The organism is Rhodococcus yunnanensis NBRC 103083, from assembly GCF_001895005.1.
GTDB lineage: Bacteria > Actinomycetota > Actinomycetes > Mycobacteriales > Mycobacteriaceae > Rhodococcoides > Rhodococcoides yunnanense.
The window spans coordinates 1-20,807 of sequence record NZ_BCXH01000020.1; the positions used below are offsets into that span (position 1 = coordinate 1).

Annotated in this window: 17 protein-coding genes and 1 tRNA gene; 8 read left to right on the forward strand and 10 right to left on the reverse strand. The window is 63.1% G+C overall.

All coding sequences use genetic code 11. The features are described 5' to 3' along the window. Positions 1-1,518 (reverse strand): HNH endonuclease signature motif containing protein (locus tag RY1_RS30325; RefSeq protein WP_245819934.1); only part of this gene is annotated, 1,518 nt, incomplete at its 3' end. An 823-nt stretch (positions 1,519-2,341) separates the two neighbouring features. Here RY1_RS30325 and RY1_RS24460 point away from each other — a divergent pair. Further along, entirely contained in the window at positions 2,342-3,985 is a 1,644-nt protein-coding gene (locus tag RY1_RS24460) for an acyl-CoA synthetase (protein ID WP_072806732.1), read from the forward strand. 95 nt (positions 3,986-4,080) lie between these two features. Then, positions 4,081-4,233: a hypothetical protein gene (locus RY1_RS30230; RefSeq protein ID WP_169914824.1), complete on the forward strand. Its 153-nt coding sequence runs from the start codon at positions 4,081-4,083 to the stop codon at positions 4,231-4,233. A gap of 174 nt (positions 4,234-4,407) precedes the next feature. On the opposite strand, the gene RY1_RS24465 is transcribed toward RY1_RS30230, so the two are convergent. The 3 genes from RY1_RS24465 to RY1_RS24475 form a co-directional block, all read right to left on the reverse strand. Continuing rightward, entirely contained in the window at positions 4,408-4,767 is a 360-nt protein-coding gene (locus RY1_RS24465) for an ArsR/SmtB family transcription factor (protein WP_072806659.1), read from the reverse strand. Further along, positions 4,685-5,980 carry an MFS transporter gene (locus tag RY1_RS24470; RefSeq protein ID WP_072806660.1) on the reverse strand — a complete coding sequence of 432 codons (1,296 nt, stop codon included), beginning with the start codon at positions 5,978-5,980 and terminating at the stop codon, positions 4,685-4,687. The genes RY1_RS24465 and RY1_RS24470 overlap by 83 nt, the downstream gene beginning before the upstream one ends. Before the next feature lie 92 nt (positions 5,981-6,072). Continuing rightward, positions 6,073-6,146 (reverse strand) — tRNA-Met (locus RY1_RS24475). Positions 6,147-6,737: 591 nt separating this feature from the next. On the opposite strand from RY1_RS24475, the gene RY1_RS24480 reads away from it, so the two are divergent. Further along, positions 6,738-7,379 (forward strand): transglycosylase family protein, encoded by a 642-nt coding sequence (locus RY1_RS24480; protein WP_072806661.1) that lies wholly within the window; start codon positions 6,738-6,740, stop codon positions 7,377-7,379. A gap of 170 nt (positions 7,380-7,549) precedes the next feature. Here RY1_RS24480 and RY1_RS24485 read toward each other — a convergent pair whose 3' ends face one another. Further along, a complete protein-coding gene (locus RY1_RS24485; RefSeq protein ID WP_174565466.1) occupies positions 7,550-10,525 on the reverse strand; it encodes a UPF0182 family protein in 2,976 nt (991 codons plus the stop codon). A 202-nt stretch (positions 10,526-10,727) separates the two neighbouring features. Between RY1_RS24485 and RY1_RS24490 the strand changes: the two genes are divergently transcribed. Then, positions 10,728-11,348: a PPA1309 family protein gene (locus RY1_RS24490; RefSeq protein ID WP_174565471.1), complete on the forward strand. Its 621-nt coding sequence runs from the start codon at positions 10,728-10,730 to the stop codon at positions 11,346-11,348. A gap of 47 nt (positions 11,349-11,395) precedes the next feature. Here the strand turns inward: RY1_RS24490 and RY1_RS24495 are convergent, their stop codons facing one another. Next, positions 11,396-12,418 carry a YlbL family protein gene (locus tag RY1_RS24495; protein WP_072806663.1) on the reverse strand — a complete coding sequence of 341 codons (1,023 nt, stop codon included), beginning with the start codon at positions 12,416-12,418 and terminating at the stop codon, positions 11,396-11,398. Positions 12,419-12,554: 136 nt separating this feature from the next. On the opposite strand from RY1_RS24495, the gene RY1_RS24500 reads away from it, so the two are divergent. From RY1_RS24500 to RY1_RS24510, 3 genes are all read left to right on the forward strand, one after another. Beyond that, on the forward strand, positions 12,555-13,943 hold the full coding sequence (locus tag RY1_RS24500) for a zinc-dependent metalloprotease (RefSeq protein ID WP_072806664.1): 1,389 nt from the start codon (positions 12,555-12,557) through the stop codon (positions 13,941-13,943). A 142-nt stretch (positions 13,944-14,085) separates the two neighbouring features. Beyond that, on the forward strand, positions 14,086-14,955 hold the full coding sequence (locus RY1_RS24505; protein WP_072806734.1) for a hypothetical protein: 870 nt from the start codon (positions 14,086-14,088) through the stop codon (positions 14,953-14,955). A gap of 62 nt (positions 14,956-15,017) precedes the next feature. Then, on the forward strand, positions 15,018-16,334 hold the full coding sequence (locus RY1_RS24510) for an ABC1 kinase family protein (RefSeq protein ID WP_072806665.1): 1,317 nt from the start codon (positions 15,018-15,020) through the stop codon (positions 16,332-16,334). Between the two features lie 62 nt (positions 16,335-16,396). On the opposite strand, the gene RY1_RS24515 is transcribed toward RY1_RS24510, so the two are convergent. The 3 genes from RY1_RS24515 to RY1_RS24520 all read right to left on the reverse strand — a co-directional run bounded on the left by RY1_RS24515 (position 16,397) and on the right by RY1_RS24520 (position 19,483). Continuing rightward, positions 16,397-16,696, reverse strand: coding sequence for a WhiB family transcriptional regulator (locus RY1_RS24515; protein ID WP_371829507.1), 300 nt, complete (start codon positions 16,694-16,696; stop codon positions 16,397-16,399). A 232-nt stretch (positions 16,697-16,928) separates the two neighbouring features. Continuing rightward, the gene (locus RY1_RS29840; RefSeq protein WP_139279978.1) at positions 16,929-17,207 is read right to left on the reverse strand and encodes a hypothetical protein; all 279 of its coding nucleotides are present in this window, start codon (positions 17,205-17,207) and stop codon (positions 16,929-16,931) included. 149 nt (positions 17,208-17,356) lie between these two features. Beyond that, the gene (locus RY1_RS24520) at positions 17,357-19,483 is read right to left on the reverse strand and encodes an ATP-dependent DNA helicase UvrD2 (protein WP_072806736.1); all 2,127 of its coding nucleotides are present in this window, start codon (positions 19,481-19,483) and stop codon (positions 17,357-17,359) included. A 91-nt stretch (positions 19,484-19,574) separates the two neighbouring features. Between RY1_RS24520 and RY1_RS24525 the strand changes: the two genes are divergently transcribed. After that, positions 19,575-19,847, forward strand: coding sequence for a mycoredoxin (locus RY1_RS24525; RefSeq protein WP_281250013.1), 273 nt, complete (start codon positions 19,575-19,577; stop codon positions 19,845-19,847). 43 nt (positions 19,848-19,890) lie between these two features. Here RY1_RS24525 and nudC read toward each other — a convergent pair whose 3' ends face one another. Further along, positions 19,891-20,793 carry an NAD(+) diphosphatase gene (gene nudC, locus RY1_RS24530; RefSeq protein ID WP_072806738.1) on the reverse strand — a complete coding sequence of 301 codons (903 nt, stop codon included), beginning with the start codon at positions 20,791-20,793 and terminating at the stop codon, positions 19,891-19,893. Positions 20,794-20,807: the final 14 nt, after the last annotated feature.

The following is a 20,807-nucleotide window of genomic DNA, read 5'->3' on the forward strand; positions in this document are numbered from 1 at the left end:
CCCACCCCCCACCCACTCATCGATGTGATGCACCTGCGACCACGACGCCGGCCGAGAACACCCCGGAAAACTGCACCCCCGATCCGAAGCAATCAACACCAACCGCTGATCCGCCGACGCAATCCGCTTCGACCGCCCCAAATACAACGGCCGACCATCATCATCGAAAATCACCAAATAATGATGCGCATGCGAGGCCATCCGAATCGCATCCCGCATCCGCACCAACGACCCCGTCGCCGTCACCGCATGCCCCGACGCCGACTCCAACTCCCTCAACGTCATCGACACCACCGCCGTCACCGGCAACCCCCGATGCTGCCCCAACCGACCCGACGCCAACATCGCCCGCACAATCACCTTCAACGCATCATGCTGACGCCGCCCCTGCCCCCGCCGATCCCGCCCCGCCCGCACCACAGCATCATCACCGGAACCGCCACTGTCTGGATCACCACCAGCCGAACCATCCGAACCATCACCACCTGAGCCACCACCAGCCGAACCACCACCGCCAGGACTGTCACTGCCAGGACCGGCGTCTGGGTCGTCATTGCCTGGGTCGTCGGGGTCGTCTGGGCCGGGACTGTCGTCGGGGTCGTCAGGGCCGGGACTGTCGTCGGGGTCGTCAGGGCCGGGACTGTCGTCGGGGTCGTCGAACAAGGTCGGCCCACCCCGACCGCCACCACCCGAGCCACCGCTACCACTGCTGCTGGTATCGCTGCTACTGGTCCTGCTGGTGTCGCTATTTCTACTGCTACCGCTACTGCTGCTGTCGGTATCGGTGTCGGGTTCGTCGACGACCGGCGACGCATCCGCCGGATTACACATCCCAGGCTTGGCGAACTTCGCGAACGCCGCATCCAAATACGACCGCAACTCCGCATCCACCCGACCAGAAACCCTCGACAACCCATTCTCATCCTGATCACCGAACCGAAAATACGTCTGATCAGCAACCTGATCCTCCGACAACGACCCATCCGGATCCAACGTGTCATACAACCGACGAGCCGCCACCTTGAAATGATCCGGCAACAAATCCCGCGCCAACTGCGCCAACTGCCGCTCCGCACTCTCCAGCGTCTCGACATCGACCTTCGACCCCAACCGCTGAAAAAACTTCCGAACAATATCCTGATGCTCCTCATCGAGCACACCCTCCGACGCCGCAGCCGCCGTCGCCGACGACACCGGACCCAACCGCTCCCCCGTCAACGCCGACCGCGCCCCGAACTGATTCGCATACCGAATCCGCTGCCGCGCACGCTGCTGCGACACACCCAACACCACCGCCACCGCAACCGGCATCGACCCATAAATATCATCGAGACCACGCTGACCCATCAAATCCGCAAGCCAGGTATGCGACAACGCGAACAACGACCGCTGCGCCGCCTCCAACCGCACCACCAACCCCCGACGATCCTCATTGCTCAACCCCACCGAATCCAACCCCCGCAACACCGCCACCCGCTCCTCGATCCCACACACCGCCCCCAACACATCCACATCCACAATCGGCAACACCGCATGATCACGCACCCTCAAACCCAACTTGTCCACATACGACTCAGACTCACCCGACTCGCCCCCACCAGACCCCGAACCACCAGACCCCGAACCACCAGACCCCGACCCAGAATCATCAGGTGCCGCATCATCAGACACAGCATCATCAGACGCGAAGCCATCCGACATCCCATCACCAGGCCCAGCATCACCAGACGCAGCAGCATCGGACCCGGCCAGCACCGACCCATCCGGTGCCGACTCGCTCGGCATCGGATCATTCTCCCCTGCAACGCTATCCCCCGAAAGCATGCACCAAGTCTAACCCAGAAACTGCCACTTGTCGAACACTAGTTCGAATAGAAACTAGAGGATGAATTGACGGTCGACGTACCCATCAGCTCGGCGAGCACCGCTGGACACGCTGTCCCTCAGTCACTTTCGACGAGGCTTTCGCCCGACTGAGAGCCTCAGGTCTCGTCGGCACCTTGCGCACCCGAGCGAGCTCTATCCGGCCCCGTTCGAAAACCCTCGCCTCACCCCAACCCCTACAACCCAGCATGCCGACTCGTTCCTCGCCGAGATGGTCGGGCAACGTTAATCAACCCCCTCGTCGAAACCTTCAGGATTTCGACAAATGAATCGAACAACAGTTCGGTGGTTGGAATTTGCAGCTTTCGCCCCGCCCCTGCTGCACGCCCCATTAGTATCGGACCTCGTACAACGCAGCGTCCGCACGACCGACGCTTCACCGCAAGCACATTCGGCAACACCCGATCGCAGTACTGGCTTCAACCGCTACGACCGAATAGATCTCAGGGGGATGATCATGTCGGTACGGCGAAGCGTCAGTCGCCACAGAACGTTGTCTCACATCATCGATACCGTCGGGGCGGTGCGGGTGATGAACCGCTCGGGACTCATCCCGTTTCCGCGTCTCGATCATGGTGTCGCTTCGATACGGGCGGTGGGAAAGTACGGGCCGTTCGCAGGACCGGTACATGCCCACGCAACTACTCCCGAGGGGGCGTCGACTCCGGCTCTGGTCGATGAAGTGGGAACGTTGACGTATCTGGAGCTGGAGCAGAAGTCCAACGCGCTTGTCCGAGGATGGCTCGACGACGGGCTGGGTGCCGGATCGGTGATGGGGGTGATGGCGCGCAACCATCGATGGCTCGTGCTCACGATGTTGGCTGCCGCCAAAGCCGGCATACGGCTCGTCATGATGAACACAGGATTCGCTCCCCCGCAATTGGCCGACGTCGCAGCCAGGGAACAAGTCGTGTCGTTCGTCTACGACGACGAGTTCGCCGGTGTTGCAGCAGCATTGTCGGCAGGTGTGAAGCGATACATCGCGTGGACGGACAGCCCCGAACCGGAGGTGCCGACTCTGGCGTCGGTCATCGACAATCGCTCCGTCGACACCGTTCCCGTGCCGTCGACCCACGGCGGTTTCGTACTCCTGACCAGCGGAACGACCGGAAGTCCCAAAGGCGCGCCTCGCGATCACACGTCACCTCTGGCGTCGGCTCAATTTCTCGATCGGGTTCCGCTTCGACGCGGTCGGACGATGGTCATGGCTGCGCCCATCTTCCACGGAACGGGTGTGTCGCAATTCGCGCTGGCCTTGGCACTGGGGAACCACGTCGTCATGCATCGGCGATTCGATGCCGAGAACACGGTCGTGCTGATCGAAAAGCATCGCGCGGACGCGCTCGTCCTGGTTCCGACGATGTTGCAGCGGATAGTCGACCTGGGACCGGAGGTGCTCTCTCGCTACGACACTTCCTCTCTGAGCATCATTTTCGCGGCCGGATCGTCCATCTCACCCGATCTGAGTCGTCGTACAGCACTCGCATTCGGCCCAGTGCTGCACAATCTCTACGGATCCACCGAAGTCGCCGTCGCGACGGTCGCGACCCCGGAAGAACTTGCACTCGCGCCCGGCACGGCTGGTCGGCCACCGGTGACATGCCGCGTCGAACTGTTCGACCACGACGGCAACCCGGTCACGGAGACAGGGTCCGTCGGCCGCATCTTCGTCTCCAGTGGTCTCAGCTTCTCCGGATACACCGATGGCCGTGACAAGGAGCGAATCGACGGGATGTTGTCGACCGGCGACGTGGGGCATTTCGACCGAAACGGGTTGCTCTTCGTCGACGGCAGGGACGACGACATGATCGTCTCCGGTGGCGAGAACGTCTATCCACTCGAGGTGGAGAACTTGTTGGCGGACCGAGACGACATCGTGGAGGCTGCCGTCGTCGGCGTAGCCGACCCCGAGTTCGGTCATCGGTTGAAGGCATTCGTGGTTCCGACGCGGTCGTCCGATCGAAGCGTCGCCGATATCAAGACATATGTGAAGGCGAATCTTGCGCGCTTCAAGGTTCCGCGCGACATCGTGTTCGTCGAGGAGTTACCTCGCAACGCCACTGGAAAGGTACTGAGGCGAGCGCTGACCGATCTCACCTAGTCGCCGATTCGCACCGATACCGCATCGGCGCTCCACTCGGCTCGAAGACCTGGTAGAGAAGTGAGGTACACGTCGAAGCGGAGGAGAGTCGAAATATGTCCGATTGGGCGAAGAAGATCAAGGACGAGGCCAAGGGTTTGATTGCGGAGGCCGAGCAGGAACTTACCGTTCTCGAAGGCGGAGACACCGTCGATCTCACGGCAGAGGAGTCCGACGGCGACGCCGCCGAGACCGAGCAGCGCACCTAGCCTTTCGCGACGGCAACGTGGGCAGCCGAGGCGTCGACGACCATCCGATGGTCGTCCGCCTCGGCCAGGCCGGAACCCGACCACACCGGCGAGCGGGCCCGACACACGAATAAGCGCAGCACCGCATGATGCAGAAAACGTATACGTCCTGACGAACTCACCGAGAACGCCGCGTCACAGATGCGGCGGTTCTCCGGTCACTCGGTGGTCGGCGTAGTTGAAGCCCTCACGAATGAGGCGAGAAAGGTGCCCATCGACGATCCGGTAGACGATGCGTCGCCCATCCCTACTGGTATCGACCATCCCCGTGAATCGCAATTTCGCGAGATGTTGGCTGACAGCCGTCCGCGACGCTCCGCTGGCCTCGGTCAGAGCCGAGACGTCCGACGGCCCATGGCTCAGAAGCCACAGAAGCAGTAGTCGTGTCGGGTCCGACAGCATCCGGAACGTCTCACTGGCGGACTCGACCCGAGCGCGGTCCGGCTCCGACGAATGCTCCAGGCTCGGCGAACGAGTCGGAATCGACTCCACCATCCCCGCCTCCTTCATTCGACCTCCACAGCAACAGCGCCGCAATCGTGCCCAGTGTAGCGAGCGCTGCGAGAAGTCCGATCGACAACGGAAGTCCCCAAGTCGCCCCGACCCATCCGGCGATCGGATAGGTCAGCAGAAAGCACGCGTGCGACAGCGAGAACTGCGCGGTGAACAACGGGGACAGTTCTGCCTTCCGCGCGTGACGACGCACGACGCGTGCGGACGGAGTTCCCATCGCCGACGCGGCCACCCCGGCCGATACCCACAGTGCGCCTGCACACAGCCATCCCGCGCCACCCGAGGGCGCCACCAGCGCAAGCACCGTGAACAGGACGAGCACAAGGCAAGCGAAGGCGCATCCGGCCAGCATCACCGTCCGATCCTCGATCCGGTTCAGCAGTCGAGGGAGACCGATTGCGACCGAGATCGAACCGGTTCCGAAGCCGAGCAGCAGCATCGCCACTGCTCCGTCGGCTCCACCGAGCATGTCGCGTGCGAACACCACCGAGTCGACGACCACCACGCTGGTCACCGCCGCTACGACCATGTTGACAGCAGCAAGCCCCCGGAGGCCCGGATGCAGACCGAACGTACGCACTCCCGATGTGACCCGGGATCGAAAGGACGCCGACTCGGTCGTTGTCACGTCCGAAAGATCCGTTCTCGCAACGAGAATCATGGAAACGAGAAATCCCACCGCGGTTCCGGCAAACAACACGTGATAAGAGAGAACGGTCAGCAACGCCGCTGCAACCAACGGGCTGACGATCGATTCCAGGTCGTACGCGAGCCGGGACATGGACACTGCCTTGGTGTACGCACGGTCGCCGGGAAGCACAGCGGGGATGGTCGATTGGAACGCCGGGGTGAATGTCGCCGATGCCGCCTGCAGGATGAACACGAGGACGTAGATCTGCCACGCATGATCGACGAACGGTAGAACCACCGCCACCCCGGCCCGAATCACGTCGGCCGAGACGAGCACCGCCTTGCGGGACAGCCTCGCCGTCACCGCTGCAACCACGGGCGACAACCCGACGTACGCGACCATCTTGATCGCGAGCGCTGTTCCCAGCACCGCGCCGGCGTCACTACCCGCGATATCGAAGGCAGCCAGACTCAACGCCACCGTCAGCAAGCCGGTGCCGACCAGAGCAACGACCTGAGCCGCGAACAGCCGTCGGAACCGCGTCTCGGCGAAAGGACTCGACATACATCGAGCATAGCCGTATATGTGCGCACTAGTGAACATATATCGACAAAAAAACAGGGCCGGCACCTTCCGATGCCGACCCTGTTCTTCAGTAGCGGGGACAGGATTTGAACCTGCGACCTCTGGGTTATGAGCCCAGCGAGCTACCGAGCTGCTCCACCCCGCGTTGCAGGAGCAAAGCTACCGGACGATGTCGAGCAATGGCAAATCAGGTGAACACCCCACGGAGAATGGTCAGCCGCGCACCCGCCGGCTGCCCGGAGAATGCATCGGCCCGGCCACGTGCGACGAATCCCGTCGTGGACCGTTTCGAATCCGATGGAAACCGGGTTCGGGTACTGACAACGACGGAATTACACCCCCATCCTCACGAAATCCAGTGCCATGGGTCACTAAACCAACGTGATCTATGTCACATAACAGCCTAGTAACGAAGCGGATACGAACGCATCGCAACGGACCTCAACCAGCGCGAACAACGTTCTCCATCTCACTATGTGGACAACCGAGCCACCAAACTTTTGTGTGACGTCACGAAAATCCTCGACTACCTTCGCTCTCGGTCCTACAAAACAGGGCCGAAACCGCCTCCGCCGCTGCGACGCTCTGCCCCGCGGAGACCGGTTCCCCGATTTGCACGGGGGCAGAGCCGCGACACGTACGAATTCGTGATCATTCGTACACATCACCGAGAGACATCACGATTCGAGTCTCGCACGGAGAGTTGCGCAGGCAAGCGCGGAGAGGATTCACCCGCATGACCACACACACAACATTCGGCAAGCGTGCACTGGGATGGGCCGCAGTCACCGGCGCCGTCGTTGCGATTCCCCTCGGCCTTTCCATGGGCACCGCCAATGCGGCCGAGCACAACTGGGACGGCGTCGCGCAGTGCGAGAGCGGCGGCAACTGGGGCATCAACACCGGTAACGGCTACTACGGCGGTCTGCAGTTCACGCAGAGCACCTGGGCAGCCAACGGTGGCTCCGGGTCGCCGGAGGGCGCATCCAAGGCCGAGCAGATCCGCGTCGCCGAGAACGTGCTGCAGACCCAAGGTGTCGGCGCATGGCCCGTATGCGGCCAGCACCTCACAAGCGGTGCATCGGCGTCCGAGGCTCCCGCCGCGGCAGCTCCCGTCCAGGAAGCGCCTGCACCGGCCGCTCCCGTGATCGAAGCTCCCGTCACCGAGGCCCCCGCGGTCGTCGCTCCCGTAGCACCGGAACTTCCGGCCGCACCGGAGTACCAGGCCACCGCTCAGCAGTACCTCGACCAGGCCTCGACCGTTGCTCAGCAGGGCCTCGACCAGGCCTCCGCGTTGGCCGGCCAGTACGGACTCAGCGCACAGTTCGAGCAGCTCGTCGCGGCCGGCGCGCCGTTCCTCGCAGCCATCGGTCGCTAGAGCACACGCAGTAGAGTTCCCAGATCGCTGCGCGATCTGCGAAAAACGAAGCGGCGCCATCACTTACGGAAGAGAGTGATGGCGCCGCTTCGTTGCTTCTTCAGTTGTTCACATGCGAGCTGTTCACATGCGAGCTGTTCACATGCGAGCTGTTCACATGCGAGCCGAGATCAGCCACCACCGCTCTGGTACGCGTTGATTGCCTGCTGTAGCGCATCGAACGCTGAACCGAGTCGACCCAGATCACCGCTCTGCTGAGCAGCCTTCACATCGGCCAGCGCGGTGTTCAAGCGTTGCACCGCAGCCTGACTCGGCTGCCCCTGCGTCGATCCGGTTGCAGGCGGTGTGGTCGCCTCCGTGTTGTTCTCGGTGCCCGGTGTCTCGGTGGACGGCTGTGGATCTGCAGCGTCACCGCCGGGTGCAGTGGCTGCATTGCCGGTACCGGAACCGAAGACTTGATCGAGTGCTTCGGACAGCGTCGCCGCATATCCAACTCGGACTCCGCCCCCCGCTCCCGGTTCGCGGTAGCTCACGAGGACCTTCGTCAACTGCGGGAACGTAGAGGTCGACGCCGTACTTCGCTCCGTGTACAGCGGCTCGACATACAGAATGCCGCCGTCGGCAATAGGCAATGTCAGCAAGTTTCCGTACTGAATCGTGTTGGACTGCTGCAACAGAGTTCGGTCCGACGCCACACGTGAGTCCGACGTCATCGAGTTCTGCGCCTGCTGCGGGCCCTGAGTCTGCGTGGCCGTCGGCAACTGCAGCACAGTGAACTTTCCGTAATTCTCCGGATCCGACCTGACCGAAATGTACGCGGACAGCAGTTCACGGTTGAAGCCCACCATGGCGCTGGTGAGTCGGAACGACGGTTTGCCCGTGTCCGGATCACCGATGAGCACGTAGTACGGAGGCTGGTTCAGATCCGTTCCACCGTCGACGGTCGGGTCGCTCGGTACCGACCAGAACGCGTTGTTGGTGAAGAACTCGTTGGGATCGTCGACGTGGTACTTGGCCAACATCTCGCGCTGGACCTTGAACAGATCCTCCGGGTAACGGAAGTGCGAACGAAGATCATCGGAGATGTCCGACGACGGCTTCACGGAGTCCGGGAAGACCCCCATCCACGCGTTGAGTACGGGGTCGTTGTCATCGATCTGGTACAGCGTCACCGTTCCGTCGTATGCATCGACGGTCGCCTTCACCGAGTTTCGGATGTACGAGACCTCTTCCTTCGGAAGGGGACGTCCCGTCGTCGACTCCAGACTGTCCACGGTGAGACCATCGAGCGAGGCACGCTGCGCGTACGGGTAGTCCTTCAGTGTGGTGTAGGCGTCGACGATCCAGACGATCTTGCCGTCGACCACGGCCGGGTACGAATCGCTGTCGGTCGTCAACCACGGCGCAACCTTCTGAACACGCTCACGCGGATCACGGTTGAACAGGATCTTCGAGTTGTCACCGATCGCACCGGAGAACAGAATGTTCCGCTCGGCGTACTTGGCAGCGAAGGCAAGGCGGTTGAACCAGTTGCCCACGGACACACCACCGGCACCGGTGTAGGTGTACCGGGAGTTGTCGGTGTCGTACTCCCGATCCTCGGTCGCTCCCCCGGTTCCGACGATCGCGTAGTCGGGATCTGCCTGAGAGATGACCTCGCCGTAGTAGATGCGTGGCTGATCGACAGGAATGACCTGCTCGGACCCCTGCGATGCGATGTCACTGACTGCGTAGATCGGATAGCCGCTGTTGCTGTTCGCGCCCTCGGCGGTCGGATCCTGTACCGCTTGATTGACGCGGTTGGCGGGAGCCGCGACGAAACCGTTGCCATGTGTGTAGACGGTATGTTTGTTGATCCAGTCGGTCTGGTTACCGGTGAGACTCTCCGGCGACAATTCACGCGCTGCGACGATGTAGTCCTGCAGTTGCCCGTCGATCTCGTAACGATCGACATCGAGAGACTGCGGGAAACCGAAGAAGTTCTTCAGCTGCTGCTGCTGGGTGAACGTTCGCGAGAGAACGTTCGGGTCCAGCAAGCGTGTATTGGCAATCGTCGTGATGTCGGCCGGGCTTTCACGCGGGGACTGCGATCCTTCACCCGAATAGTCCTGATATTCGACGACGTCATCACCGATGCCGTACGCATCGCGCGTGGCAGCGATGTTCCTCTCGATGTACGTCCGCTCCTTCTCGGCAGCATTGGGACGAACCGAGAACTGCTCCATCAGAAGCGGGAAGACCGCGCCGACGAGAATCGACGACAGCACGAGCAGTGCCGTCGCCAACGCGGGAACGCGGAGGTCACGAAGGAATATCGCCGCGAAGAACGCTGCGGCACAGATCAATGCGATCGCAAGCAGGATCAGTTTCGCCGGAAGCACTGCGTTGATGTCGGTGAAGCCTGCACCGGTGAAAGTGGGTTCCTTCCGGCTACTCGACAGCAGCGAGTAACGATCGAGCCAATACGCGATCGCCTTGAACAGCACGAACGACCCGGCCAGCACCGCGAGCTGGATCCGGGCGGCACGCGTGAGCGCCCCTTCGCGGCCGGCAAGCCGTATTCCTCCGAATACGTAGTGCGTCAACAGATTGGCGAAGAACGCGATGAGCGTCGAGACGAACAGCCAGTTGAGAACGAACCGGTAGAACGGAAGGTCGAACGAATAGAATCCGACGTCGAGGCCGAACTGCGGATCCACCTTTCCGAAGTCCTGGCCGTGCAGGAAAAGCTGAACGGTGACCCAGTTGGTCTGCGCGATCAGGCCCGAGATGATGGCGAACACGGCAGGAATGCCGATGCCGAACAGGCGCAGCCTGCTCATGACGGTCGTCCGGTACCGCGCGATCGGATCGTTCGGTCCCGCAACGGGAACGAACACGGGCCGGTTTCGATATGCCAGCAGCAGTGACAGGAACACCACTCCGCCGACGAGCAGACCGACCACGAGGAAGATGACCAGTCGCGTCACCAAGGTCGTCGTGAAGACCTGGCGAAATCCGACTTCGCCGAACCACAACCAGTTCGTGTAGGTATCGATAAGGCGCGGACCGACAAGCAGCAGAGCTGCGAGGACCAATGCCAATACGAGCAGAATCCGACTCCGCCGCGACAGCGACGGTAGACCGGTGGGGGCCCTCATGCCCACGTGCCACACTCCAACTTCGGGCGATACCGTTCGGTATCGCAGATGGCTTCTCCAGCGCACAGCGTGCACTGCATGTCCGATTTGGGAACCACTGTACGGAACGGTTCGACGACTCGGCCACACCCGTCGGGTCCGAGTGACCCCTCGCGCTGTGTTTCGACGTCGATGGGAAGATGAGCACGTGAGCGATTTCAACGACGACCTGTTCGGCGACGGCACGGACCACGACTCGAATGTCGAGGAACTCAGCGCGGCACTGGCACGGTGCGCGAGAGAGGTTGCCGACTTCGTCGACGCCGAAGGCTGGGGTCAGGCACCGCAGATCTTCGCACTCGTGCCCACCTCCGTTCTCGCGGCGGCAGAGCCTGGACTGCTGGAGGAACTCGCCGACGGTTCCACGCTGACACCGATCCAGCAGCACTCGCTCCCCGAGGACATCAGTGGCGGATCACCGGCGCTCGACGAGTTTCTTGCGACCACGAGTTGGCCGGAGGGCGTGGTGGGATGCACTCTCGTCCAGGAGATCGTCGTGCTCCCGCCTGCCGCCGAGTCCGATCTCGACGACGCTCTCGTGCCGCTGCTCGCCGATCGCGATGCCGCCGACGAGGCCGGCAGACTGGCCGCTCGGTCGCATCCCGAGCGTAAGGACGGACGACTGATCGCGGCCGTCATCAAGGACGGTCCGTCGCTCACCCTGCTTCAGATGCAGCCGGACGAGGACACCGACCCGTTCGCCCCGATCGAGTTGCTGATCTACGAGGATCTGGCCCCGAACGTCGTGCACGCCCTGTACGCGACCTTCGACAACGTCGACGAGGACTGAGCCGGCCGGAATCGGGGCGACCGGGGCCTGAACGGCAGCTCGTGCCGTCAGCAGGACGGCGCGTCGCCCCCGGTGCCGATCGACTGCAGTGAGTCGATCGCGCCATCGAGCGTTTCCACCTTCACCAGGCGGAGCCCGTCCGGGGTGTTCGCTTTCGCCTCGTCGCAGTTCTGCGACGGCACGAGAAACGTCGTCGCGCCTGCTTCCCTGGCCGCGATCAGCTTGTACGGGATGCCTCCGATGGGTCCGACCGTGCCTTCCGCGTCGATCGTGCCCGTACCGGCGACGAAGTCACCGTTGCTCAACTCGCCCGGGCTGAGCTTGTCGACGACGGCGAGGCTGAACATCAGTCCGGCGGAGGGTCCGCCGACATCGGCCAGGTTGAACGTGACGGTGAACGGTACGTCCGGCTCCTCGGCTGGTGTCACGCCCAGGTATCCCTTCTCGGCGTCGTCCGGTCGAGCGCCCAACGTCACGGCTTCGTCACGATCCACGCCGTCCTCGGTCACGGTGACGACTATGACGTCTCCGGGTGCCTTGGAGCTGACGACGTCCCGGACACCGGTCACGGTGTCGATGGGCACGCCGTCGATCGCGACGAGTCGGTCACCCTCGTTGAGTAGGCCGGCCGCAGGACCGTCGGGAGCCACCGTGCCGACCGTCAGTACCGCCGGGAATCCCAGATGACGGAGAGCAGCGAGTTCCGCACTGTCCTCGGACTGCTCGAAATCTGCCTGATTGCCCTCCTGGACCTCCTCTTTCGTCTTGTCCGGCGGGTATACCTCCTCACGCGGAACGAGACCCTGCCTGCCGCTGGCCCAGAAGCCGAACGCCTCGAAGATGTTCAACTGATCTCGCACTGCCACCGTCGTCATGTTGAGGTGACCCGTGGTGGGGTCGACGTCGGTGCCGTCGATCTGCACGACCGGTCTTCCGTCGGCATCTCCGAGAGTGTTGTAGGTCGGTCCTGGCCCCAACGCAGCGAACGGAACTGTGATGACGGTCCCTGCCACACCGAGCACGACAACGGGCACGAGGGCTGCAACGAGAGTGGCGATCCTACGATTCACCCGACAAACACTAGAACCGACGCCTGTGGAGCGGATGTGAGACCCCTCTTCAGCGGCGGACGGCGCCTCGATCGTGTTCGCCGTCAGCGTGACGACCAGCGATGCTCGGAGCGCCTGGGCCTTGTACCGTTGAGCTATGAGCAATTTTGGTTTCCAGGGCTCCGACGAGGATCCGGACAAGAAGAAGGACCAGGGCGGAGACGGCACCCCCGGTGGGTTCGGCTTCGGCGGGGAGGGTTTCGATCCCGCCGCGCTCGGCCAGATGCTCACGCAATTCGGCCAGATGCTCAGCGGCATGGGAACTGCAGGCGCCGGCGGCGCCAACGCAGGCCCGGTCAACTACGAACTTGCCACCCAGCTGGCACGCCAGCAGATCGGCACCATCTCCCCGATCTCGTCCGGTAAGAGTGAAGCAGTCGCTGATGCCGCGCACCTCGCCGAACTCTGGCTCGACGGATCGACGACGCTTCCCGCCGGCGCATCGAAGACGGTGGCGTGGACTCCCGGCGACTGGCTGGACAACACGATCGACAGATGGAAGAGGCTGTGCGACCCGGTCGCCGAGCAGATCTCCAGCATGTGGACCGCGGGCCTTCCGCCGGAAGCTCAGCAGGTCGCCGGGCCGATGATGGGCATGCTGACGCAGATGGGCGGGATGGCGTTCGGCTCGCAGCTCGGCCAAGCACTGGGTCAACTGTCCAAGGAGGTTCTCACCTCCACCGACATCGGGATCCCACTCGGGCCGAGCGGGGTTGCCGCGCTTCTGCCCGACGCGATCGCCGGATTCAGCGAAGGCCTCGAACAGCCGGAGCGCGAAGTGCTCGTATTCCTCGCCGCGCGAGAGGCCGCGCACCAGCGTTTGTACAGCCACGTCCCGTGGCTCCGCCAGCGCGTGCTCGCCACCGTCGAGGAATACGCTCGCGGAATTCGGATGGACTTCTCCGCGATCGAAGAAGCAGCGTCCGGCCTCGATCCTGCATCTCTGACCGATCCGTCCAAGATCGAAGAAATCCTGCAGCAGGGCGCGTTCGAGCCGCAGACCACTCCTGAGCAGAAGTTCGCGCTCGAACGGCTGGAGACGCTGCTTGCACTCGTCGAGGGCTGGGTCGAAACCGTCGTCACCGATGCACTCGGTGAACGGCTCCCCGGTGCGGGAGCTCTCAGCGAGACGATTCGTCGTCGCCGCGCATCCGGTGGACCCGCCGAGCAGACGTTCGCGACGCTCGTCGGTCTGGAACTGCGTCCGCGCAAGGTCCGCGAAGCGAGCGAGTTGTGGCGGCGTCTGACCACTGCAGCGGGCATCGACGGACGAGACGGCGTGTGGGCGCACCCGGACCTGTTGCCCGTCTCCTCCGATCTCGACGATCCAGCGTCGTTCATCGACGGAATCGTCGGCGGAGGATCGAGTGACTTCGACGATCCCATGGCCCAGCTGGAAGCAACCGAGGCGCAAGAGCGATCGGACCGAGAGAACAAGCGTCAGGACGGCGAGAACAAGCGTCAGGACGGCGAGGACAAGGCTTGATCCACCGAGAACGGGGGTGAATCGATCGATTTCGATTCGCCCCCGTTTTCTGTCGAAACCGCTGCTGGAGCGACGTGCGCGGGTTGTGGATAACCTCGAATTCTCGGCCGAGGCCGGAGTGGAGATGTGCCACCGTGTGCGCATGCATTCCTTTCCGCTGCGACGACCGAAGCTTCGTGTGTCTGCCTTCGCGCAGCGCGACGGAACCGTTCGACTCGGGTGGGATCCCGACGTGTCGTTCGTCGTCGCAGGACCACCCGACATGGATGCCGAGGTCTTGCTGAACGTTCTTCGGCAACTGGACGGTACGTCCTCGAGAGCCCACATCATCTGGTTCGCCGGCACCCTGGGCGTGAGCGCGAATACGATGTCGACGCTTCTGTCCGAACTCGACGAGTCCGATCTGCTCGTCGAGGGCAGTACTCCGAACGAGACGTCATCTTCCGACAAACTCGCACGTCCGGCGGCGGTGCACCTAGTGGGACGTGGACCTCTCGGTGACGCGATCCGATCGGGCATCACGACGTCGTCGGCTCTCGAACTCCGACACTCGAACTACCCACCCGTCGAACTGCTCCGTCACAACGAAGGCCACTGGCAGAGCGACCTGACAGTTCTCTCCGACGATCTCGTTCCCGATCCACTAGTGGTCACCGCGCTGGTGATGACGAAGACTCCGCATCTCCAGGTTCGTCTGCGCGAAGGAAAAGGCATCGTCGGGCCACTGGTCATCCCCGGAGAGTCCAGCTGCCTTCGGTGCCTGGAACTCGAACGCTGCACGATGGATCCGCAGTGGCCTCACGTGTCGGCCCAGCTGCTCGGACGAGTCGGCGAGGCGGACAGACCGACGGTTCTTGCCACGGCTGCGGTTGTGCTCGCCCAGATCGAGGGCTTCGTGCACCGACGTGCCACGCAGCTGACCGACTCGACCCTGGAGATAGACCTGGATCGACATCGCATGGACACTCGGAGATGGGCCAGGCATGCGCTGTGCGACTGCGCGTTCGTGTGAGTAGCCGGGTGCTCTCACCTGCACTGTGGGCAAGAAGTTGTTCGGTCAGCCATGATGGGGAGGTGTCAGACATTCCGCGTCGGGGATCAGCCCGGACTGCCAAGCTCGCTCGGATCCCCATCGGCATCGCCGGACGGGCAGCGGTCGGCTTCGGCAAGAAGCTTGCCGGGGGCAATCGCACCGAGATCGACTCCGACCTCGCCGCCAAAGCGGCTGAGCAACTGTTCTCGGTTCTGGGTGAACTCAAAGGCGGCGCAATGAAGTTCGGGCAAGCCCTGAGCGTCATGGAAGCCGCAGTACCGGAGGAATTCGCCGAACCGTATCGCGAGGCTCTGACCAAGCTTCAGTCGGCAGCCCCGCCGCTCCCCGCCGCCAAGGTCCACCGCATGCTCGATCGGCAGCTGGGCACCGCATGGCGATCCCGATTCACCTCCTTCGACGACACTCCTGTCGCCTCGGCGAGTATCGGACAGGTCCACAGGGCGGTATGGACCGATGGGCGCGATGTCGCGGTCAAGGTCCAGTACCCCGGCGCCGACGAGGCTCTGCGGGCCGACCTCAAGACGATGTCGCGCTTCGCCAACACCTTCAGCTCGATCTTCACCGGCGCGGATGTCAAGCCTGTGCTCGACGAGCTGATCGCCCGAACCGAGGATGAACTCGACTACCGCATCGAAGCGAGAAATCAACGCGCCTTCGCACAGGAATTCGCCGACGACCCGCAGTTCGCGGTGCCCCGAGTGGTCGCAAGTGCTCCCAAAGTCCTCGTGTCCGAATGGATGACGGGTACACCGCTGTCGTCGATCATCGCCAGCGGGACACCCGATGAGCGTAACAACGCGGGCGCACTTCTTGCCCTGTTCGCGTTTGCCGCACCCGCGCGCGCTGGCTTCCTCCACGCCGACCCGCATCCCGGCAATTTCATGCTCCTACCCGATGGCCGCCTCGGCGTGATCGACTTCGGGGCCACCGCACCGATGCCGAATGGGCTTCCCGCGGTTCTGGGTCGTATGGTGCGGCTGGCTCGAGAAGAACGCTTCGACGAGCTGGTGGCGCTCTGCGTCGACAACGGATTCGTCATTCCAGGGCGGACCGTCACGGCCAAGGAGATCTCGGACTACCTGCGCCCGTTCACCGACCCGATTCGCACCGACTCGTTTCATTTCACCCGGGCCTGGCTCCAGAAGGCCGCGGGCACCGCCGCTGAATTCGACAGTGCACAGTTCCGGACGGTGCGGGCATTGAACATGCCTGCCGAATACGTGATGATCTTCCGCGTTCTCGGAGGGCTCGTGGGAATCTGCGCCCAACTCGACGCCTACGCCCCTTACATGTCCATTCTGACGGAGTGGCTGCCCGGCTTCACCGACGACGTCTGATCTCTCGGCGTCGGTGAAGCCGTGCGCCACACTGGGTTCGGGCCGGCTGTCCACGCGTGTACTCACGCGACCTGCTGGCCTGTGTCCTTTCGCGGACGACCACGCGGCCGCTTCCTGGCGATGACGACTCCTTGGTCGAGGATCTCGCCGCCCCACACGCCCCAGGGTTCGGCGCGGTCGAGAGCTGCGCTCAAACATGTGCGCCGGATCGGACATTCGGCACACAACGCCTTTGCCTGCTCCAGATCGCCAGGGCTGTCCGCGAACCACAGATCGGGATCCGCCGCTCGGCAGGGCACTGCCAAACCTGACACCCCGCTCGCTCCGGCATGTGCAGTTCCGGTATGCGCAGCGGCGGGCACGCCGGCCAGCGATGTTGTTGTGATGGTGGTTTTTTCAGCCTCGTATCGGCATGTCGTCCGGACCGTGACGGTTGACACGTCGGTCTCCTCTACTTTTCGTGCGGCGTGTTTACGGTTCTTGAAGCTGTTGCGAACCAAGGGCCGAACGTTCGAATCCGAGGGGACTCATCGAACGAGAAAGGCCACGGTCCGCGTCTGCGGGTCCGTGGCCTTCGAGGCTGTATCGAAATCTCTACCGAGAGGGTTCTCGATATCGATCTACGATCACGGACGCGCGTGATGCGCGGCGGAAGCGTGTAGCTGGGGATGCCGTCTTGGCTGCCCAGGCCTGCGCCTGAACGGCCCGTTCGCCGCATTTACCTGCGGCAGCAATGAGGTTGTTGGCAGAATCCTGAGCTGCAGACATGCTTGCTGCAGGCATATGTGCAGCGGACATGCTGGGAACGGACAAGCGACCTCGTGCAACGACGACATCAGCGCCGATGTACTGGGCGACAAGTTGATTCTTCACGATTCTCCACCTCCTCATCTGAACTCGCTCCGGACACAATGCTCGCTCGCGGTCTCCCGTGAGCGGTGAAAACAGACTAAACCCCACTGTCTGAACTGCACAAGTTATTTTCTACCTGGGGTTTCTCCGACATGTTCGATCCATCTCGGCTAATTGCTCGACGAATCGCGAACGACAGCCAAGACGTCCTCGCCGAACCGTTCGAGCTTCTTCGCGCCGATTCCGGGAATCGCGACGAGCCCACGATCGTCCTGAGGCTGCTGCTCGGCGATCGCCGTGAGAGTCGTATCGCTGAACACGACGTACGCAGGAACTTTCAGCTCGCGCGACTTGTCCAGTCGCCACGACTTCAACGCGTCGAGAAGGGCAACGTCGACGTCCGACGGGTGGCTCTCACATCGCCCCAACATGGTCGCTGCGGTGCCGATCAACGGCTTGCCGCACAGACGGCACTTCGGTGCGGACTTCTTCGTCGTCGGCGTCGCAATGCGAGAAGCTGGGGAATCCTCCGGGATCAGACCGTTGAGGAACCTCGACCGCCGCCGCGACTTCCGGCCGCCTTCGTTTCGAGCGAGCGCCCACGACAGATGCAAGTGTTCACGAGCCCGCGTCACACCGACGTAGAGCAGACGACGCTCTTCTTCCACTGCGGCGTCGTTGTCGGCGCTCGGATCGTTGCTGAGCGCATGCGAAATCGGCAGGGTTCCGTCGGCGAGGCCGACTATGAACACCGCATCCCACTCGAGACCCTTCGCTGCGTGCAGTGACGCCAGCGTCACTCCCTGGACGACCGGAGGGTGCCGCGCCTCGGCGCGCGCGGCCAGTTCACTCAATAGTCGATCGAGATCGAGGTCCGGATCCTGCCCGACCAATTCCTCGGCGACCTGTACCAGTCCACCGAGCGACGCCCACTTCTCACGGGCCTGTGCACCTGCCGGTTCGGTCGCGGTCAGACCGAGAGGCGCGAGCACAGCGCGCACGAGCGACGGAAGACCAACGCCCGATCTGGACTCCTCGGGGAGGTCGTCGCGCCCGGAAGCAGAACGCAGAGCCGAGATGCCCTGACGCACTTCGGGTCTGTTGAAGAATCCCTCACCTCCGCGGACCTGGTACGGAATCCCCGCATCCGTCAACGCCTTCTCGTGAACTTCGGACTGAGCGTTGATGCGGTAGAGCACAGCGATCTCCGCAGGTTCGACACCCTTGGATATCAGCCGCTTGATCGCCCGCGCCACCCCGTCAGCCTCTGCCGGTTCATCGTCGTACTCGAAGAAATCAGGCTCCGGTCCTGGCTGCCGCTGGCCGATCAACTGCAGCCGCGTGCCTGCGATTCTGCCGCGCGCGGCACCGATGACTCGGTTGGCCAGTGAGACGACTTCGGGCGTCGAACGGTAGTCACGTTCGAGCCGGACGACCGTTGCATCAGGAAAGCGGCGGGAGAAGTCGAGGAGGTAGCGCGGAGTCGCACCGGTGAACGAGTAGATCGTCTGATTCGCGTCTCCGACCACCGTCAGATCGTCTCGCTCGCCCAGCCACGCATCGAGAACGCGCTGCTGCAGAGGCGTCACGTCCTGATACTCGTCCACGACGAAACAGCGGTACCGCTCGCGGAACTCGTCCGCGACTGCCGAATGTTCCTCGAGGGCTGCGGCTGTGTGGAGCAGCAGATCGTCGAAGTCCAGCAGCATTCCATCACCGCCGTGCGTCTTGAGCTCTTCGTAGCCCGCGTACACGGACGCGACCTTGGCAGCATCCATGGGAACTTCACGGCGAATCCGAGCCGTGACGGCCGGATAGTCCTCGGGTGCAACGAGCGAGCCCTTTGCCCATTCGATCTCACCGGCGAGATCGCGGACCGAATCGGTGGACGTGGATACACCCGCTCGGTGAGCCGACTGGCTGACCAGAGCGAATTTTCGATCGAGAAGTTGCCAACCGGTGTCTCCGACGACCTGTGGCCAGAAATACTTGAGCTGCCTCAGAGCCGCGGCGTGGAACGTGCGAGCCTGCACCGGAGGACCTTCACCGCCCACTCCGAGCTCACGCAGACGACCACGCATCTCCCCTGCTGCACGCGCAGTGAAGGTTACTGCCAACACCTGCCCTGCCGAGACGTGACCTGCGGAAACGAGGTGGGCGATGCGTCGAGTGATGGTACGTGTCTTGCCAGTTCCTGCGCCCGCGAGCACACACACGGGCCCACGCGGCGCAGAGACGGCAGCGGACTGTTCGGGATCCAACCCGGCGATTGCGGAGTCCACTGGCATGCGGACCATCATGTCAGCACCTACCGACACTGCCGGAGGCCGGCCACACGGGGCGAGATCACCCGGAACAAGTGGCGAGCGAAGGGTGTTGAATGCGATCGTGACCACACCCGAGAACGCCGCAGCCCTGAACGCCGCAGCCCTGACCATCTACTCCACCACATGGTGCGGGTACTGCCGACGGCTGAAGACTCAGCTCGACGAGGCGGGCATCACCTACGCCGAGATCGACATCGAACAGCATCCCGAGGCTGCCGAGTTCGTCGGCAGCGTGAACGGCGGTAACCACGTGGTACCGACGGTGCTCTACGCGGACGGCTCGACGGCAACCAATCCAACGCTGGCGGCGGTCAAGAGCGCACTGTCGCTCTGAGACCGTGATCGGCCGCGGCCAGGACGTGTCCGGGCCGTGGCCGTCACGCGCCTGCGGCCCAGGCCTCCAACATTCCACGAGCAATGGAGATGGAGCCGGGTAGCAGTAGCCGCGCGTCCGAATCCACGGCCCAGTCCCCCAGCTTCAACGCGGACTGTACGTCGGCGCGGTCGAACCAGTGCGCCTCCGCGATCTCCCCGTCGAGGAATTGCAGCGGGGCTTCGGGATCTGCGGTCGCCGAGAATCCGAGCATGATCGAACGAGGGAACGGCCACGGCTGGCTACCGAGGTAGGTGATGTCGGACACCGAGATGCCGACTTCCTCCTTGATCTCACGCGCGACGCACGTTTCCAGCGACTCGCCTGCCTCGACGAAACCGGCGAGCACCGAGAATCGACGCTCCGGCCAGGCGGGTGCCCGTGCCAACAGCACGCGGTCGCCGCCGTCGTGCACCAAGCAGATCACCGCGGGGTCGGTTCGCGGAAACTCCTCGTGTCCGTTCGACGTACTCGTCCGCGACCAACCTGCCGACGTCGGCGTGGTCGCTGCCCCGTCGATCGCGCTGAAACTCGCCCCCGCATGCCAATTCAGAATCGCGAGAGCACTGGTCAGGATGGACAGCTCGGTCTCGTCGAGGAATTCTGCAAAAGTGCGTAAGTCGGCTAATTTTCCGGTGAGTACACCGACACGTTTGGTCCACAGGTGGCGGCCCTCGTGAACACCGAGGAACACCGCGTCCAGCGCGGGTTCGGCAGCGATATCGGTGGCCGATACGTACACGATTCCGGAATCGTCGACGCGAAGCTGACCGCGATGGTCGATTTCGAGGACGCGCGCAGTGGGCCACCCCGCACGCAACGCCTCGGAGTCCTTACGCAATTCCTCGGCTCGGTGCAACGGAGACCTGGACAGCAGAGGCGGTGAAGAAAGCTCGAATCGTGGCACGTTCAAGACACTAT

Bases quoted from the DNA above. Each gene is read 5' to 3' on its own strand.
- RY1_RS24465 (WP_072806659.1), bottom strand. From the start codon at position 4,767: ATGGTGGAGTCGATTCCGACTCGTTCGCCGAGCCTGGAGCATTCGTCG.
- RY1_RS24480 (WP_072806661.1), top strand. From the start codon at position 6,738: ATGACCACACACACAACATTCGGCAAGCGTGCACTGGGATGGGCCGCA.
- RY1_RS30230 (WP_169914824.1), top strand. From the start codon at position 4,081: ATGTCCGATTGGGCGAAGAAGATCAAGGACGAGGCCAAGGGTTTGATT.
- RY1_RS24460 (WP_072806732.1), top strand. From the start codon at position 2,342: ATGTCGGTACGGCGAAGCGTCAGTCGCCACAGAACGTTGTCTCACATC.
- RY1_RS24520 (WP_072806736.1), bottom strand. From the start codon at position 19,483: ATGGTCCGCATGCCAGTGGACTCCGCAATCGCCGGGTTGGATCCCGAA.
- RY1_RS24505 (WP_072806734.1), top strand. From the start codon at position 14,086: ATGCATTCCTTTCCGCTGCGACGACCGAAGCTTCGTGTGTCTGCCTTC.
- RY1_RS24500 (WP_072806664.1), top strand. From the start codon at position 12,555: ATGAGCAATTTTGGTTTCCAGGGCTCCGACGAGGATCCGGACAAGAAG.
- RY1_RS24470 (WP_072806660.1), bottom strand. From the start codon at position 5,980: ATGTCGAGTCCTTTCGCCGAGACGCGGTTCCGACGGCTGTTCGCGGCT.